This is a genomic window from Salinicola sp. MH3R3-1, assembly GCF_001937155.1.
Lineage (GTDB): Bacteria > Pseudomonadota > Gammaproteobacteria > Pseudomonadales > Halomonadaceae > Salinicola > Salinicola halophyticus.
In genome coordinates this window covers 38,876-54,058 of record NZ_MSDP01000019.1, presented here as the reverse complement: position 1 = coordinate 54,058, position 15,183 = coordinate 38,876, and the positions used below count along the sequence as shown (strand labels likewise).

Below are 15,183 nucleotides of genomic sequence, written 5' to 3'. Positions count from 1 at the left end.
GGTGATACGCTGCGCCAGCGCCAGCGCCTCGCTGCCGCCACCGATCAGGTGAACGTCGAGGCGGGACGGATCGTATTGCAGGGTGAGGAAATCGGTCACGAGTCGGGCCGTCGGTTGGGGATGGGCGATGGAACCGTCGCGTCTGGTATGCCGCCAGCCATCGGTTCAGGACGCAAGTAGCAAAGTTTAATGCCCCGTAGCGGATAGGCGAAGTAACGCTTGTTTGTAGGGTTATAACCAAACGACCCTTCATAACCTTTTGCTATGAAGGGTCGGGAATCGTCACACCGTCACTCGGCGTTGAAGCGCGTGAGCCCGCCCATGTACGGCGCCAGGGCTGCCGGCACGTCCACGCTGCCGTCGGCATTCTGGTAGTTTTCCAGCACCGCCAGCAGACAGCGCCCTACCGCCAGACCGGAGCCGTTCAGCGTGTGCACCAGCTGCGGCTTTTTCTGTTCAGGGCTGCGGAAACGCGCCTGCATCCGCCGCGCCTGGTAATCCTCGCAGTTGGAGACCGAGGAGATCTCGCGATAGGTCTGCTGGCTCGGCAGCCACACTTCCAGATCGTAGGTCTTGGTGGCGCTGGCGCCCATGTCGCCGGTGCACAGGGTCACCACCCGATACGGCAGTTCCAGCGCCTGCAGGATCGCCTCGGCATGCCCCCGCATGGATTCCAGCGCCTCGTAGCTGGTGGCCGGATCGACCACCTGGACCATCTCGACCTTGTCGAACTGGTGCTGACGAATCATGCCGCGGGTGTCGCGACCGTAGGCGCCGGCCTCGCTGCGAAAACACGGGGTATGGGCGGTCAACTTCAGCGGCAGTGCGGCGTGATCGAGAATCTCGTCGCGCACGAAGTTGGTCAGCGGCACCTCGGCGGTGGGGATCAGGTAATAGTCGCTGTCGGCAAGCTTGAACAGATCCTCACCGAACTTGGGTAGCTGTCCGGTACCGGTCAGCGTCTCGGCGTTGACCATATACGGCACATAGCACTCTTCGTACCCGTGCTCCTGCGTCTGCTTGTCGAGCATGAACTGCGCCAGCGCCCGGTGCAGGCGGGCGATCGGCCCACGCATTACGGCGAAACGCGAACCGGTCAGCTTGGTCGCCATCTCGAAATCGAGATAGCCGAATCGAGCGCCCAGATCGACATGGTCACGGACGTCGAAATCGAAGTCCCGCGGCGCACCCCAGCGATGCAGCTCGACGTTGTCGCTCTCGTCCGCCCCTTGTGGCACGTCTGCATGTGGCAGATTGGGCAGCCCGGCGACCAGATCGTCCCAGGCCTGCTGCACTTCGCCCAGCTCACGCTTGGCCGTATCGAGGTCGTCGCCGAGCTGGCCGACTTCGGCCAGCAGCGGCTGAATGTCCTCGCCGGCGGCCTTGGCCTTGCCGATCGACCTGGAGCGCACGTTACGCTCGTTCTGCAGCTGCTCGGTCCGCGTCTGCAGCTCACGACGGCGGGACTCGAGCGACTCGAGCTGCGCGGTATCGAGAGTGAAGCCCCGCAGGGCCAGGCGTTCGGCGATGAACTGCGGATCGCTACGCAACAGCTTCGGATCGAGCATGAGTGGGTTCCGTTGTTTGAAATGGAAAGTTCGAAATGAACAGTCTGAAATGAAAACCGTGACGACCGCCGCACGACCGGCGACGGCAGCTAACCGTTCTGGCGATCATTGTTGACGAGGAGAATATTGTAGGGAAAACCCCACCCCGGCACCATGCGCCACCCGGGATTCGTGTCACACCACGATCTGGCGCGCTAAACTGTTCGCCCTCGAGCGCTGTAAGCGCTGTGAACCGACAACCTGCCAGGTGGAAATCTACCCGGCGACGGCCGCCTGACCGGCCCGACCTGATGGCTTTGCTGCATGACGATAATGACACGCCTTGACCCGGCCGATGCCGAGCTGACTCTGCCCGAGCGCTACCGCCGATTCCTCGACGAGCTGGCTGCGGCCGGCTTTCACGGCGATATCGGCGATGACGCCGCCAACCGCACCGTACTGGCCACCGACAATTCGATCTACCAGCGTCAGCCGGCGGCGGTTCTCTATCCGCGCGTCGCCCAGGATCTCGAGCTGATCGCTCGGCTGATCGGCCGGGAGACGTATCGCGATATCGTGCTCGCCCCGCGTGGCGGCGGCACCGGCACCAACGGTCAGTCGCTGACCGACGGGCTGGTGGTGGATGTTTCCCGGCACATGAACCGGATCCTCGAGATCGACGTCGAAAACCGCCGCGTGCGGGTACAGGCAGGCGTGGTCAAGGATCAGCTCAACGCGGCTCTCAAACCGCACGGCCTGTTCTTCGCTCCGGAACTCTCGACCTCCAATCGCGCCACACTCGGCGGCATGATTTCCACCGATGCCAGCGGTCAGGGCAGCTGCGAGTACGGCAAGACCCGCGACCACGTGCTCGGGCTCGATATCGTGCTGCCGGGCGGCGAGCGTTTCGAGAGCTGGCCGCTGGACAACGAGGCGTTGACGACCGCCTGCCAACGCGATGATCGGGTCGGCGAGATCTACCGCGCGGTCAGCGGCATCGCCGAGACCGAGCGCGAACGCATCGCCTCGGTTTTCCCGCCGCTCAACCGCTGTCTGACCGGCTACGATCTGGCCCATCTGATCGATGACCAGGGCCGGTTCGATCTCAACAGCGTGCTATGTGGTTCCGAAGGCTCGCTGGCGCTGCTCAACGAGGCGACGCTCAACGTGCTGCCGTTGCCGCGCCATTCGACCCTGGTCAACGTGCGCTACGCCAGTTTCATGGAGGCGCTACGCGATGCCAAGGCGCTGATGTCGGTAGGCGATCCCACCTCGATCGAGACGATCGACGATCGCGTGCTCCAGCTGGCGATGGAGGACTTCGTCTGGGACAGCGTGGCGGAGTTCTTCCCTGCCGTCGTTAATGACAATGGTGATCGAGGCGCGCCCATTCGCGGCATCAATTTGGTCGAGTTCAACGACGACGATTCGGCACGACTGGCCGAGCGCGTACGGGCCTTCACCGATCATCTGGGCGCGGACGCCAGCGTCGAACGGCTCGGCTATACCCTGGCAGAGGGCCGACCGCAGATCGGCCGGGTCTACGCCATGCGCAAACGTGCCGTGGGCCTGCTCGGCAATGCCAGGGTCGACGCCAAGGGCGAAAAACGTCCGATCCCGTTCGTCGAAGACACCGCGGTGCCGCCGGAACGCCTGGCCGATTATATCGCCGAGTTCCGCCAGCTGCTGGACGCCCGCGACCTCGAATACGGCATGTTCGGTCACGTCGATGCCGGCGTGCTCCATGTGCGCCCCGCCATCGACATGAAGGATCCCGATCAGGCGCGCCTGATCCGCGAGATTTCCGACGAAGTCGCGGCGCTGACCCAGCGCTATGGCGGCCTGCTGTGGGGCGAACACGGCAAGGGCGTGCGTTCGGAGTACTCGCCGCGCTTCTTCGGCGAGCTCTATCCGGCATTGCAAAGCGTCAAGGCGGCCTTCGATCCGCACAACCAGTTCAATCCCGGCAAGATCGCGACGCCTCTTTCCATCCCGCCGCTTTTTAGCCCTCCCGAGACCGAGGGTCTTTCCATCCCGCCCGAAGCCGCGGGCAGCGCAAATGAGACCGCCACGCAATCCGCAGCGTCGAGAGACAGGTCAGCACACATCGGCATCGTGGACGGTCACGATCCCGGGTTGCTGGCGATCGATGGGGTGACGACGCGGGGCGAACTGGACCGCCAGATCGATGAGCGCGTGTGGCAGGAGAACGCCAGCGCGGTCTACTGCAACGGCAACGGGGCCTGCTACAACTACGACCCCGATGACGCCATGTGTCCGTCGTGGAAAGCGACTCGCGAGCGCGTGCACTCCCCCAAGGGGCGAGCCAGTCTGATGCGCGAGTGGCTTCGCCGCCAGGGCAATGCCGGCGTCGACGTCCTCGAGATGGCTCAGGCGCAGCGCCGCGCCGGGTTCGGCGCCTGGCTCGCCGCCCAGCCCGGCAAGCTCCAGCGAGCGATTGCCCGGCGCCGGGGCGAGGACGATTTCTCGCATCAGGTCTACGACGCCATGGCCGGGTGTCTGGCGTGCAAGTCCTGCGCTGGCCAGTGTCCGATCAAGGTCGACGTGCCCGACTTCCGCTCGCGCTTTCTCGAGAGCTATCACAGTCGTTACGCCCGGCCGCTACGGGACTACCTGATCGGCGGGCTGGAGTTCGTGATTCCACACCTGCAGCCTGCCGCACCGCTCTACAACGCCCTGCTCGACAACCGCCTGGTCGACCGCTTCCTGGCGAAAGGTCTCGGCATCGTCGATAGCCCGAAGCTCTCCCGCGCCAGCCTCGGGAAAATGCTCGATGCCTGGGGGATCGCCGAGGCCACGCCGCTGACGCTGGGCAGGCTGACCGACGCGCAGAAGCGTCGCAGCGTGGTGCTGGTCCAGGACGCCTTCACCAGCCACTTCGAGTCGCGGCTGGTGATGGACGTGATCGAACTGCTGTCGCGGCTCGATATTCGGGTGTTCGTCGCCCCGTTCCAGCCCAACGGCAAACCGCTGCAGGTGCAGGGATTCCTCGGCCGCTTCGCGCGCACGGCCGAAAAGCAGGCCGCCGGACTCAGGGCGCTCGCCCGTTTCGGCGTGCCGCTGGTGGGCATCGATCCGGCGATGACGCTCACCTATCGGCAGGAGTACATCAAGACACTGGGGCCGCAAGCGGTACCGGAAGTCCTGCTGCTGCAGGAGTGGCTGCTGTCGCTGGGGCCCTCGATCCTGCCGCCGGATTTCAGCGCCGACGCTCTCGAATCCGTCGATCTCGGGTATCGTCTGATGAGCCACTGCACCGAGAAAACCAACGCACCGGGCAGTCCCAAGGCGTGGCAGCAACTGTTCGCGCGTTTCGGGCTCACACTGGACCTCGTTGCCACCGGCTGCTGCGGCATGTCAGGCACTTACGGTCATGAAGCCCGCCATCGCGAGACGTCGGAAACGATCTACGATCTCTCATGGCGCGCGCCGGTGGAGGACGATGCCCATTCAGGCCGACTGCTGGCCACCGGCTACTCCTGCCGGAGCCAAGTCAAGCGGCTCTCCGATCAGACATTGCCGCACCCGCTGCAGGCGCTGCTGAAGCACGTCAGGATCGTCGGCGCAGTGTCTTGACGTTGAGACGAGGCGGTAAGCCATCGGCGGACGTCGGCAACCGTCGATCTCGTGCCATACTTTGCCGACCCAGAGCCTGTCGCTTCACGTTCTGGCCTGTCGCTTCATTGAATAGGAGCACGCTTCATGTCGAGCAACTGGATTCTGGTCAATTTCATCGCCATCTGGACAGTAGCTGCCGTCACCCCGGGGCCTAACTTCTTTCTGACGCTGCAGACGGGGATCGTACACGGGCGCCGTGCAGCGATGATCGCCGTCGCCGGGCTCGCCACGGGTACATTCGCCTGGGGGCTGTTCGGCTATTTCGGCATTGCCCTGCTGTTTGCGCTGGCGCCGTGGCTCTACCTCACGCTCAAACTGGTCGGCGGTGCCTATCTGCTGTTTCTCGGCGGACGACTGATTCTGCACAGCTTCCGCGGCGCGGGCGATGAGGCGATCCACACGCATCCCGGGCTATCCGGTAGTCAGGTCTACCGCCGAGGCGTGCTCACCGGCGCCTCGAACCCGAAGACGGCGCTGTTCGTGAGCAGCCTGTTCGCCTCGACGCTGCCGGCCCACGCACCGGCATGGATGGGCATTATCTGTATCGCCGCGATGCTGGCGGTCTCCGTGTGCTGGTACAGCTTGATCGCACTCGCCTCTACCACGCCGCGGCTGCGCGCCCTGTATCGGCGCACGCGGCACTGGATCGAACGCTGCGCTGGTGTCGTGTTCATCGGCTACGGCGGTCGACTGATCACGCTGCGCTGAAGTTGCGACATGAGAGCGCGGTACATCTGAAGCGCTACCCCGAAACCGCATGACTCAACGGCCGTCGATCACCCGAGCAACCGCACTCTTCTTCATCTATGCTCGGCGGCAATCCTTTCATCCGGAGCTCGTCTCGCCATGTCCGAAGCCCAACACGTCGTCTGCCCCCACTGCCACGCCGTCAATCGCGTCGCCAACGCTCGCCTGACGGACAGTCCCAACTGCGGGCAGTGCCATAACGCGCTGTTCACCGGCGAACCGTTGGCGCTGGATTCCGCCAACTTCGACCGCCACCTGTCGCGCAGCGATCTTCCGCTGCTGGTCGATTTCTGGGCCGACTGGTGTGGGCCGTGCAAAGCGATGGCACCGGGATTCGCCAAGGCTGCCGGCGAGCTCGAACCGCAGATCCGCCTGGCCAAGCTGGATACCGAAGCCGCCACCGATGTTGCGTCACGCTATGGCATCCGCAGCATCCCCACGCTGATTCTGTTTCGCGGCGGTCGCGAGATCGCCCGCCAGGCCGGCGCCATGGGTCAGGCGGATATCATCAGCTGGGTCCGGCGACAAACTGCCACACCCTGAAAATCTCGTTTCTCGGGCCGTTCGGCATTGCATCGGTCGCATGCCCCGGCTAGTCTGCGCGCCCTTTGCCCCGGCCCGGAGAGACTGCCATGGAAAATGCCGCCCTAGCGCTGACCGGCATCGGCCTGCTGGCGCTGATCTGTCAGTGGGTCGCCTGGCAACTGCGTGTCCCGGCCATTTTACCGCTGCTGATAGCCGGCATCGTCGTGGGTCCGGTGACCGGCGTGCTCGAACCCGACGCGGTGCTCGGGGAGCTGCTGTTTCCGCTAGTGTCGCTGGCGGTGGCGGTGATCCTGTTCGAGGGGGCGCTGACGCTCGACTTTCGTGAGCTGCGCGGCCATGGCCGGACCGTCAGTCGGCTGGTGACCTGGGGCGCGCTGATCACCGCGCTGATCGCGATCGCCGCCGCTCATCTCATCTTGGGATTGTCGTGGGAAATGGCCAGCGTGCTGGGCGCCCTGCTGGTGGTTACCGGGCCGACCGTGGTACTGCCGATGCTGCAGACGCTTCGCGCTCGCGAACACGTCAGCCAGATTCTGCGCTGGGAAGGCATTCTGATCGATCCGATCGGCGCCATCGGTGCCGTACTGGTCTATGAATTCGTCTCGCTGGGGCTCTCCAACGGTGCCGCCGCCCACACCTTGATCAGTTTTGCCCAGACGGCGGTGATCGGCTTCGGGCTAGGTACCGCAGGCGGCTACCTGTGGGGCAGCGTGCTGCGTCATTACTGGCTGCCGCAGCGTCTTCACAGCTTCGGCACCCTGATGATCATGCTGACGCTGTTCACCCTCTCCAATCAGCTGTTCCATGAATCCGGTCTACTGACAGTGACCGTCATGGGCGTCTGGATGGCCAACATGCGTGGCGTGCCGACGCAGCCGATCCTGGAATTCAAGGAGACGCTGTCGATCCTGCTGATCTCGGGACTGTTCATTCTGCTGGCGGCACGCCTGAGTCTCGAGCAGCTGGGACTGCTGTCGTGGGAAGCCTGGGTGTTTCTGGCCATTCTGGTATGGGTGGCGCGTCCGCTGGCGGTGTGGTTGTGCACCTGGGGTAGCTCGCTCAACTGGCGGGAAAAGGCGTTACTGGCGTGGCTTTCCCCGCGCGGTATCGTCGCGGCGGCGGTGGCGTCGCTGTTCGCGATTCGACTCGAAGCCTTGGAAGTGCCCGGGGCCGAGCTGCTGGTACCGATCACGTTTCTGGTGATCATCAGTACCGTCGTCGTCCAGAGCCTGTTTTCGCGGCCGCTGGCCCGGCTCCTGAAGGTCAATGCGCCGAGGGCGTCGGGCTTTCTGGTCATCGGCGCCAACCCGGTCGCCAGAGCACTGGGCAGCGCTCTGCAGGAAGCCGGCTTCGCGGTGCGCCTGTGCGACCACAACTGGGATGCGATCCAGGAAGCGCGAATGGCCAATCTGCCCATCTACTACGGCAATCCGCTATCGGAGCACGCCTCCCAGCATCTGGGCCTGGCCGGTCTCGGCCATCTGCTGCCGCTGTCGCCCTATCGCGAGCTCAACAACCTCGCCGCGCTGCACTTCGAGCATATTCTGGGTCATGGCAAGGTGTTTCGCCTGGCCGTCGAATCATCGCGCAGTGCGCGGCGCCACCATCAGCAGGCACTGGCCCACCTGCCACTGCTGTTCGACGGCAATACCACCTTCACCCGGCTATCCAGCCTGATCTCTCAGGGCGCCGTCGTTCGTCACGCCAAGATCAGCGATAGCTTCGACATCGACGACTATCGGCGCATCCATCGCGATCGGCTGTTGACGCTGTTCACGCTCTCGACCAGCGGTCGCATCCGTATCGCCACCGCCGACAAGCCTCTGACGCCCAAAGCCGGCGACACCCTGATCAGCCTGATCTTTCCCGACTCGCCGGAGTTCTAACCCGCCCTTTCCCGACTGGACTTCCCGGCTGGCCTCGCATCTCCACGAAGCCATGCCGTCAATGCGTCGAGAGTGACCGCCTAACCAACGACAGACGCCGCTCCTCGACTAATACTCGAGCAGCGGCGTCGACAGGATCGATGATCGTTCCGGGGCCGTGGGTCAAACGCGAATCGACGCTAGAAGAACATTCGGCGTAGCGCGCTGCCCGGCTCTTCCTCACGCATGAACGCCTCGCCCACCAGGAAGGCGTTGACGTCATATTCGCGCATGCGGGCGACATCGTCGCGGGTGTTGATGCCGGATTCGGTCACGACCGTCACCCCTTGGGGGATGCGCTTGAGCAGCTCGAAGGTGGTGTCGAGCGAGGTTTCGAAGGTGCGCAGATCGCGATTGTTGATGCCGACCAGCGGCAGATCCAGCATCAACGCCCGCTCGAGCTCGAAGATATCGTGTACTTCGACCAGCACATCCATGCCCAGCGCCGTCGCCTGCTGGTGGAGATCCTTGAGCTGGGCGTCGTCGAGCGCCGCCACGATCAACAGGATGCAGTCGGCGCCGATCCCTCTCGCTTCGGCGATCTGATAGCCATCGATGATGAAATCCTTGCGGATGACCGGCAGGTCACACGCTTCCCGCACGGCGATCAGATAGTCTTCGTGGCCCTGAAAATAGTCGGCATCGGTCAATACCGACAGACAGCTGGCGCCCGCTGCCGCGTAGTCGATCGCAATTTCCGCCGGGCGAAAATCCTCGCGGATAACGCCTCTGGACGGCGAGGCCTTCTTGATTTCGGCGATCACGGCGGGGTCTCCGCCATCGATGCAGGCGTTGAGCGCCGAGACGAATCCCCGCGGTGCGCTCTGCGTTTTCGCCCGCGCGAGCCATTCCTGCTCACTGACCGCCTGGCGACGCTCGGCGATCTCCTCACGCTTACGCGTCAGAATCTTGGCCAGAATGGTCGGCAGTTCATTATCGGCGGCGTCGGTCATCTTGGATTCCTGTTGAGCTGGTTCGGCTACAACGCTCGTTCGGCGAAGGCACTTAGGCTAAAAGGCATTTAGGCTAAAAGGCACTGGGGCTATAAGACGCGCTGACATCAGTCGGCAAAGACGCGAGTGAAATCGGAGAGCTCCTTGAGCTTCTCCAGCGGCAGCTTGGAGGCCTGGGCGTCCTGCGCCATCAGCACGCCTTCCTTGAGCGAGTCGGCGATGCCGGCGGCAAATAGCGCCGCGCCGGCGTTGAGCGCCACGATATCCCCTGCCGTACCCTTGCCGACCAGCGCCTCCTTGACCAGCTTGAGACTGTCTTCGGCGGTCACCACCTTCAGCGCTTCGAGCGATTGCCGTTCGATCCCCAGGGATTCGGGCGTGATGGTGTACTCGCGGATCTCGCCATCGCGCAGTTCGGCGACCCGCGTCGGTGCCGCTACCGAGATTTCATCCAGACCATCCTCGGCGTGGACGACCAGGACGTGTTCGCTGCCCAGCTTGCGCAGCGATTCCGCCACCAGCGGCACCAGATGCGGCGCGTAGACGCCCAGCAACTGATTGGGGGCACCGGCCGGATTGGTCAACGGCCCGAGAATGTTGAATACCGTGCGCACGCCCATCTCACGTCGCGGACCGATGGCATGACGCATCGCCTGATGATGCCGTGGCGCGAACATGAAACCCACGCCGACCTGTTCGATGCAGCGCGCAATGGTCGCCGCATCCAGATCGAGATAGATGCCCGCCACGTCGAACAGATCCGCACTGCCAGCGGAAGACGATACGCCCCGGTTACCGTGCTTGGCGACGTGGCCGCCAGCCGCCGCGACGACGAAGCTCGAGGCCGTGGAGACGTTGAACAGGTTGGCGCCGTCGCCGCCAGTACCGACGATATCGACGATGTTGTCGCAGTCGATCGAGACCGGCTGCATCAGTTCACGCATCACCTGTGCCGCCGCCGTGATCTCGTCGGCGGTTTCCCCCTTCATCGCCAGTCCGATCAGGAAGCCGCCGATCTGCGCTTCTGTCGCTTCCCCGGTCATGATGGCGTGCATCACGGCATGGGTATCTTCGTAACTGAGGTTGTGACCGCGCATGACCGCGCCGATCGCGTCCCGCATTTGCATGTTGTGTCCTCGCCCTTCCCGGCCGACCGTTTCGGATCAGGCGCGCCGTTTCAAGAAATTGGCCAGCAGTTCGTGCCCCTGGCGAGACAGAATCGATTCGGGGTGAAATTGCACCCCTTCGATATCCAGCGTCTTGTGCTTCAACCCCATGATCAGCCCCGGGGTCGGATCGTCGTCGTCCACCCATGCCGTGACTTCGAGGCAGTCAGGCAGGCTTTCCACATCGACTACCAGTGAATGGTAGCGCGTCACTTCCAGCGGATCTTCGAGCCCCTCGAAGACCCCCTTCTCCCGGTGGCGAATTCGTGAGGTCTTGCCATGCATCACCTGCGGCGCCCGAATCACGTCGCCACCATACACCTGACCGATCGCCTGATGACCCAGGCACACGCCCAATATCGGAATCTTGCCGGCAAAGTGGCGAATCGCCGCCATCGAGATACCCGCCTCGTTGGGCGTACACGGCCCGGGCGAAACCACCAGATGAGTCGGTTCGTAGCGCTCGAGGTCAGCGAGGTCCACTTCATCGTTGCGCACGGTAATCACTTTCGCCCCCAACTCCCCCAGATACTGGACGATGTTGAAGGTAAAGCTGTCGTAGTTATCGATCATGAGGACGGACATGGAAACAAACTCCTGGTATGTCGAATCAATCGGCCTGAGTTCCCGATTTCCTGCTCGGCATCATCACCCGAGCCGATCGTTTCAGCGATGCCACCTCATGGAACGAAACGAGCACACAAAAAAAATGCCGCCCCATGGGGCGGCATTGTTATCGAACGTCAATCCACAGACGCCGGCGAGCCACCCTTGCGTTAAAGGCGCCACCACCACTGGTTCGGTCTGTGCGATTGGTTCGTTTTCATGTCCGGTATAGTGCCGTGTGCCGACTCGCCCTGTCAATCGGTGGCGCGGCCTTGTCGACACCTCGTTCGTCCGCGTTCCCGGTCTCTCTCACGCAGCACCTTCACTCGTGTCAGGCCTCGTCACTCGACTTCTGCTTCTTCCGCCGACAGGTCCTCGACGATGCCCCCTTCGAGTCTCGTCATCAGCTCGCCGATATCAGGAAAGATCGGCTCGATCGCGATCTGCCCGGCCTTCAAGGGACCCAGTCGCACGCTCAGGAATTGCCAGAAAACGAGGCCATAGCTGCCGACGTATTGACCGACTCGAGATTGCCGGGGAACGCCTTCGCCACGCGCGAGTCGCCGCGCCAGGTGAGGAAGGATCTGATCCTGGATCTGCTCGAAGGCCTCCATGTCGCTTGGCGCCTCCGTCGTCAGCCCCGGCAGAGCGGGTACCAACGCCTCCCAGCATCGCGGAGACGAAAATTTAGGTCTGATGACCACATCGAAAACGAACTCTTGCATAGGGCTCCCCGCCGATATCCCTGACCACATCGCGGCTTATCATTGTGACTGCTCGACACGAATCGCTGTCGCGTTCGCGGCGTGAAACATTGTGGGAGACGTTCGGCGAGGCAAACGGGCGAAGAAGCCCGCATAATTCGCCTAATTCGAATGGCCAGAACTTAGGTCAGAACTTAGGTCAGAACTTAAGCCAGAACTTAGGCCGTAAACACGAAAAAGCCGCTCGACGCGTTGGCGGCGAGCGGCTTTTTCGAAAGCGATTCTGGTGGAGCCTAGCGGGATCGAACCGCTGACCTCAACACTGCCAGTGTTGCGCTCTCCCAGCTGAGCTAAGGCCCCTGATAACGACTGTCCCTCAGGACGCGACGCACTATAAAAGGCCTCGAACTCGAGGTCAACCCCCGAGTGAATTCCCCGCCGCGACCTGCGCCCGGCACGCCGAATATCGCCGCCCGACGCGATTTTGTCGGCCGCAAATTCCCGGCTCGAATAGGGAGCATATGATCGGGTAATCTGGCACACTCGATCAACAAGGGATAAGCAAAATCGGACATCGCAGAATACCGATCCAGCGTTCCTCACTATCATCGAGGCCTCAGCTAGACGGATCCTGGCGTTAACACCTTGGACCTCAGCGCGTGGCTGGCCCATGCAGAAAAAGCAGATTTCAATGTTGCCATTGGTGGGCGCCCAATATGGTCGTCCACGGCGAGTTTGCGCGGATAACGCCAGAATTCAGGAGTCATCTTGATCAAGGTACTGGTAGCCGACGACCATCATCTGGTGCGTACAAGCATTGCTCGCGTACTGGCCTGCGAGCCTGACATCGAGATCGTTGCCGAAGCCGACAGCGGAGAAAGTGCGCTGCAAGGCTGTCGGGAGCATCTGCCGGATATCGCGATGATCGATATTCGAATGCCGGGCATCGGCGGTCTGGAAACGATTCTGAAACTGCTCAAGACGCAACCCGCGATCCGGATCGTCGTCCTCACCGGCCAGGTCGAAGAAGGAACTGCCCAGCGGCTGATCGATTCCGGCGTCAGCGGGTTCATCAGCAAGGGCACCGAACTGGACCTGATGATCGACGCTGTGCGCCGAGTTGCCGCCGGCGAGCGCTTCATTAGTCCCGACATTGCGCAGCGATTGGTGCTCGCTCGCAGCGCAGGACTTCAGAGCCCGTTCGATCAGCTCTCGCACCGCGAGCTGCAGATCGCGACCATGATCATCCACTGCCAGAAAGTGAATCGGATCTCGGAGCAGCTCTGCCTCAGCCCCAAGACGGTCAACACCTACCGCTACCGTATCTTCGACAAACTGCAGGTGCAGTCGGACGTGGAACTGACCCATCTCGGCCTGCGCTACGGCATGCTGGAAGGCTTCGAACCAATATCGTGATGGCCCGGAAATCATGGATTCTACGCCTTTCCACAGCGGTAAACCTCGGCGTGTACCGCCAGGATTTTGATATACTTCGGCGATGAATGAATCCTCGATCGATACCCTGCCACGCTTTGATGCCAAGCACTTCCTGAAGTCGGTTTCGGAGTCGCCGGGCGTGTACCGCATGCTTGACGAGCATGCCAACGTGCTTTACGTCGGCAAGGCCAAACGGCTGAAGCCGCGGCTGGCCAGTTATTTTCGTGGCGCCCTGAATGCCAAGACCCAGGCGCTGGTCGCGCGAATCGAAGACATCCAGGTCACGATCACCCGCAGCGAGACCGAAGCACTGCTTCTCGAACAGACCTTGATCAAGGAGCTGCGCCCGCCCTACAACATCTTGTTGCGCGACGACAAGTCGTATCCCTACGTCTTCGTCAGCGACCGGCACCCTTACCCCGCGCTGGAGTTCAAACGGGTTCGGCAGAAGCGGCGTGACGGGCGCTATCTCGGGCCCTACCCGAGTTCAACCGCGGTTCGCGAGAGTCTGTCGCTGATGCAGAAGATCTTTCGTATCCGCAACTGCGAAGATAGCGTCTTTGCTCATCGCCACCGCCCTTGTCTGCAGTATCAGATCAAGCGCTGCAGCGCGCCCTGCGTCGACTACATCAGCGAAGCCGACTACCGTCAAGATGTCGAGCACGCCATGATGTGCCTCGAAGGGCGCAGCGAGCAGGTCACTCAGCAGCTGACCGCCAGCATGGAGCGCGCCAGCGACTCGCTGAATTTCGAGGAGGCCGCACGCCTGCGGGACCAGGTTCAGCAGCTGCGCCGGCTGCAGGAGAAGCAGTACGTCGACAACGCCGATGGTGATGCCGATATCTTCGCGCTGGCCGAGCAGCCCGGCGGACTCTGCATCAGCGTCCTGGCCATTCGCCAGGGGCGCATGCTCGGCGCCAGGCACCATCAGCCCGACAACGGCCTGGATCTCGCCGCGGACGAACTGCTCAGCGAATTCGTCAGTCAGTACTACCTGGGGCAGTCCAAGGAGATTCCGCTCGAGATCATCGCCTCGCATCCGTTGACGGATAGCGAACTGCTGCAGGCTGCGTTAAGCGAGCACGCCGGACGCCGAATCCGCGTTGCTGCCCAGGTACGCGGCCACCGCGCGCAGTGGCGGAAACTGGCCATCACCAACGCCGAGCAGCACTTGGCGACCCAGCTCGCCAATCGCAGTCAACTGGGCAAGCGTTTCGAGTCGCTGCGCGAGGCGCTGGACGTGCCGGCGACTCCTGCTCGCCTCGAGTGTTTCGACATCAGTCACAGCCATGGCGAGGCGACTGTTGCCTCCTGCGTGGTGTTTGATCACAACGGCCCCGCCAAATCCGACTATCGGCGTTTCAACATCGAAGGCGTCGCCGCCGGTGACGACTACGCGGCAATGCGGCAGGCATTGACCCGACGCTTCAAGCGTCTCCAGAAAGGCGAAGGCAAACTGCCGGACATCCTCATCGTCGACGGCGGCAAGGGCCAGTTGAACATGGCCCGGGAAGTGCTTGTGGAACTGGAGGTCACCGGGGTCGCATTGATCGGCGTCGCCAAGGGAACCACTCGCAAGGCCGGCCTGGAAACCTTGTTCATCGAGACGGTGGACCGCACACTCGATCTCGATACCAGTTCTCCAGCGCTGCACCTGCTTCAGCATATTCGCGACGAGGCGCACCGTTTCGCGATCACCGGGCACCGTCAGCGCCGCGACAAGCAGCGCCGGACCTCGACGCTACAGGATATTCCCGGCGTCGGGCCGAAACGTCGCCGTGAGCTGTTACGCTTTTTCGGAGGGCTGCAGGGCGTGCGCAAGGCGACCAGAGACGATCTTTCACGCGTTCCCGGGATCAATGAACAGATGGCAGCTACCATTCACCAAGCACTTCATGGATGAGCACACTCAT

The 15,183-nt window shown here is 62.7% G+C and carries 11 protein-coding genes and 1 tRNA gene; 6 read left to right on the top strand and 6 right to left on the bottom strand.

The genetic code is table 11. From position 1 onward, the window contains the following. Positions 1-290: 290 nt before the first annotated feature. Positions 291-1,568 carry a serine--tRNA ligase gene (gene serS / locus BTW08_RS12870; protein ID WP_075562928.1) on the bottom strand — a complete coding sequence of 426 codons (1,278 nt, stop codon included), beginning with the start codon at positions 1,566-1,568 and terminating at the stop codon, positions 291-293. 312 nt (positions 1,569-1,880) lie between these two features. Between serS and BTW08_RS12865 the strand changes: the two genes are divergently transcribed. The 4 genes from BTW08_RS12865 (at position 1,881) to BTW08_RS12850 (ending at position 8,365) form a co-directional block, all read left to right on the top strand. After that, entirely contained in the window at positions 1,881-5,144 is a 3,264-nt protein-coding gene (locus tag BTW08_RS12865; protein ID WP_139313651.1) for an FAD-binding and (Fe-S)-binding domain-containing protein, read from the top strand. A gap of 126 nt (positions 5,145-5,270) precedes the next feature. Next, complete coding sequence (locus BTW08_RS12860; protein WP_075562926.1) at positions 5,271-5,894, top strand: LysE family transporter; 624 nt, start codon at positions 5,271-5,273, stop codon at positions 5,892-5,894. A 138-nt stretch (positions 5,895-6,032) separates the two neighbouring features. Beyond that, positions 6,033-6,476, top strand: a complete 444-nt coding sequence (trxC, locus tag BTW08_RS12855) for a thioredoxin TrxC (protein WP_075562925.1) — start codon at positions 6,033-6,035, stop codon at positions 6,474-6,476. An 89-nt stretch (positions 6,477-6,565) separates the two neighbouring features. Then, positions 6,566-8,365, top strand: a complete 1,800-nt coding sequence (locus BTW08_RS12850) for a sodium:proton antiporter (RefSeq protein ID WP_075562924.1) — start codon at positions 6,566-6,568, stop codon at positions 8,363-8,365. 179 nt (positions 8,366-8,544) lie between these two features. Here the strand turns inward: BTW08_RS12850 and trpC are convergent, their stop codons facing one another. From trpC to BTW08_RS12825, 5 genes are all read right to left on the bottom strand, one after another. Further along, positions 8,545-9,357, bottom strand: a complete 813-nt coding sequence (gene trpC, locus BTW08_RS12845) for an indole-3-glycerol phosphate synthase TrpC (protein WP_075562923.1) — start codon at positions 9,355-9,357, stop codon at positions 8,545-8,547. Between the two features lie 107 nt (positions 9,358-9,464). After that, the gene (trpD, locus tag BTW08_RS12840) at positions 9,465-10,484 is read right to left on the bottom strand and encodes an anthranilate phosphoribosyltransferase (RefSeq protein WP_075562922.1); all 1,020 of its coding nucleotides are present in this window, start codon (positions 10,482-10,484) and stop codon (positions 9,465-9,467) included. 36 nt (positions 10,485-10,520) lie between these two features. After that, on the bottom strand, positions 10,521-11,108 hold the full coding sequence (locus BTW08_RS12835) for an aminodeoxychorismate/anthranilate synthase component II (RefSeq protein WP_075562921.1): 588 nt from the start codon (positions 11,106-11,108) through the stop codon (positions 10,521-10,523). Positions 11,109-11,470: 362 nt separating this feature from the next. Further along, the gene (locus tag BTW08_RS12830) at positions 11,471-11,743 is read right to left on the bottom strand and encodes a hypothetical protein (RefSeq protein WP_075562920.1); all 273 of its coding nucleotides are present in this window, start codon (positions 11,741-11,743) and stop codon (positions 11,471-11,473) included. Between the two features lie 374 nt (positions 11,744-12,117). Then, positions 12,118-12,193: transfer RNA gene (locus BTW08_RS12825), tRNA-Ala, on the bottom strand. Positions 12,194-12,601: 408 nt separating this feature from the next. Here BTW08_RS12825 and BTW08_RS12820 point away from each other — a divergent pair. After that, on the top strand, positions 12,602-13,249 hold the full coding sequence (locus BTW08_RS12820; protein WP_075562919.1) for a response regulator: 648 nt from the start codon (positions 12,602-12,604) through the stop codon (positions 13,247-13,249). Between the two features lie 82 nt (positions 13,250-13,331). Then, on the top strand, positions 13,332-15,173 hold the full coding sequence (gene uvrC / locus BTW08_RS12815; protein ID WP_075562918.1) for an excinuclease ABC subunit UvrC: 1,842 nt from the start codon (positions 13,332-13,334) through the stop codon (positions 15,171-15,173). Positions 15,174-15,183: the final 10 nt, after the last annotated feature.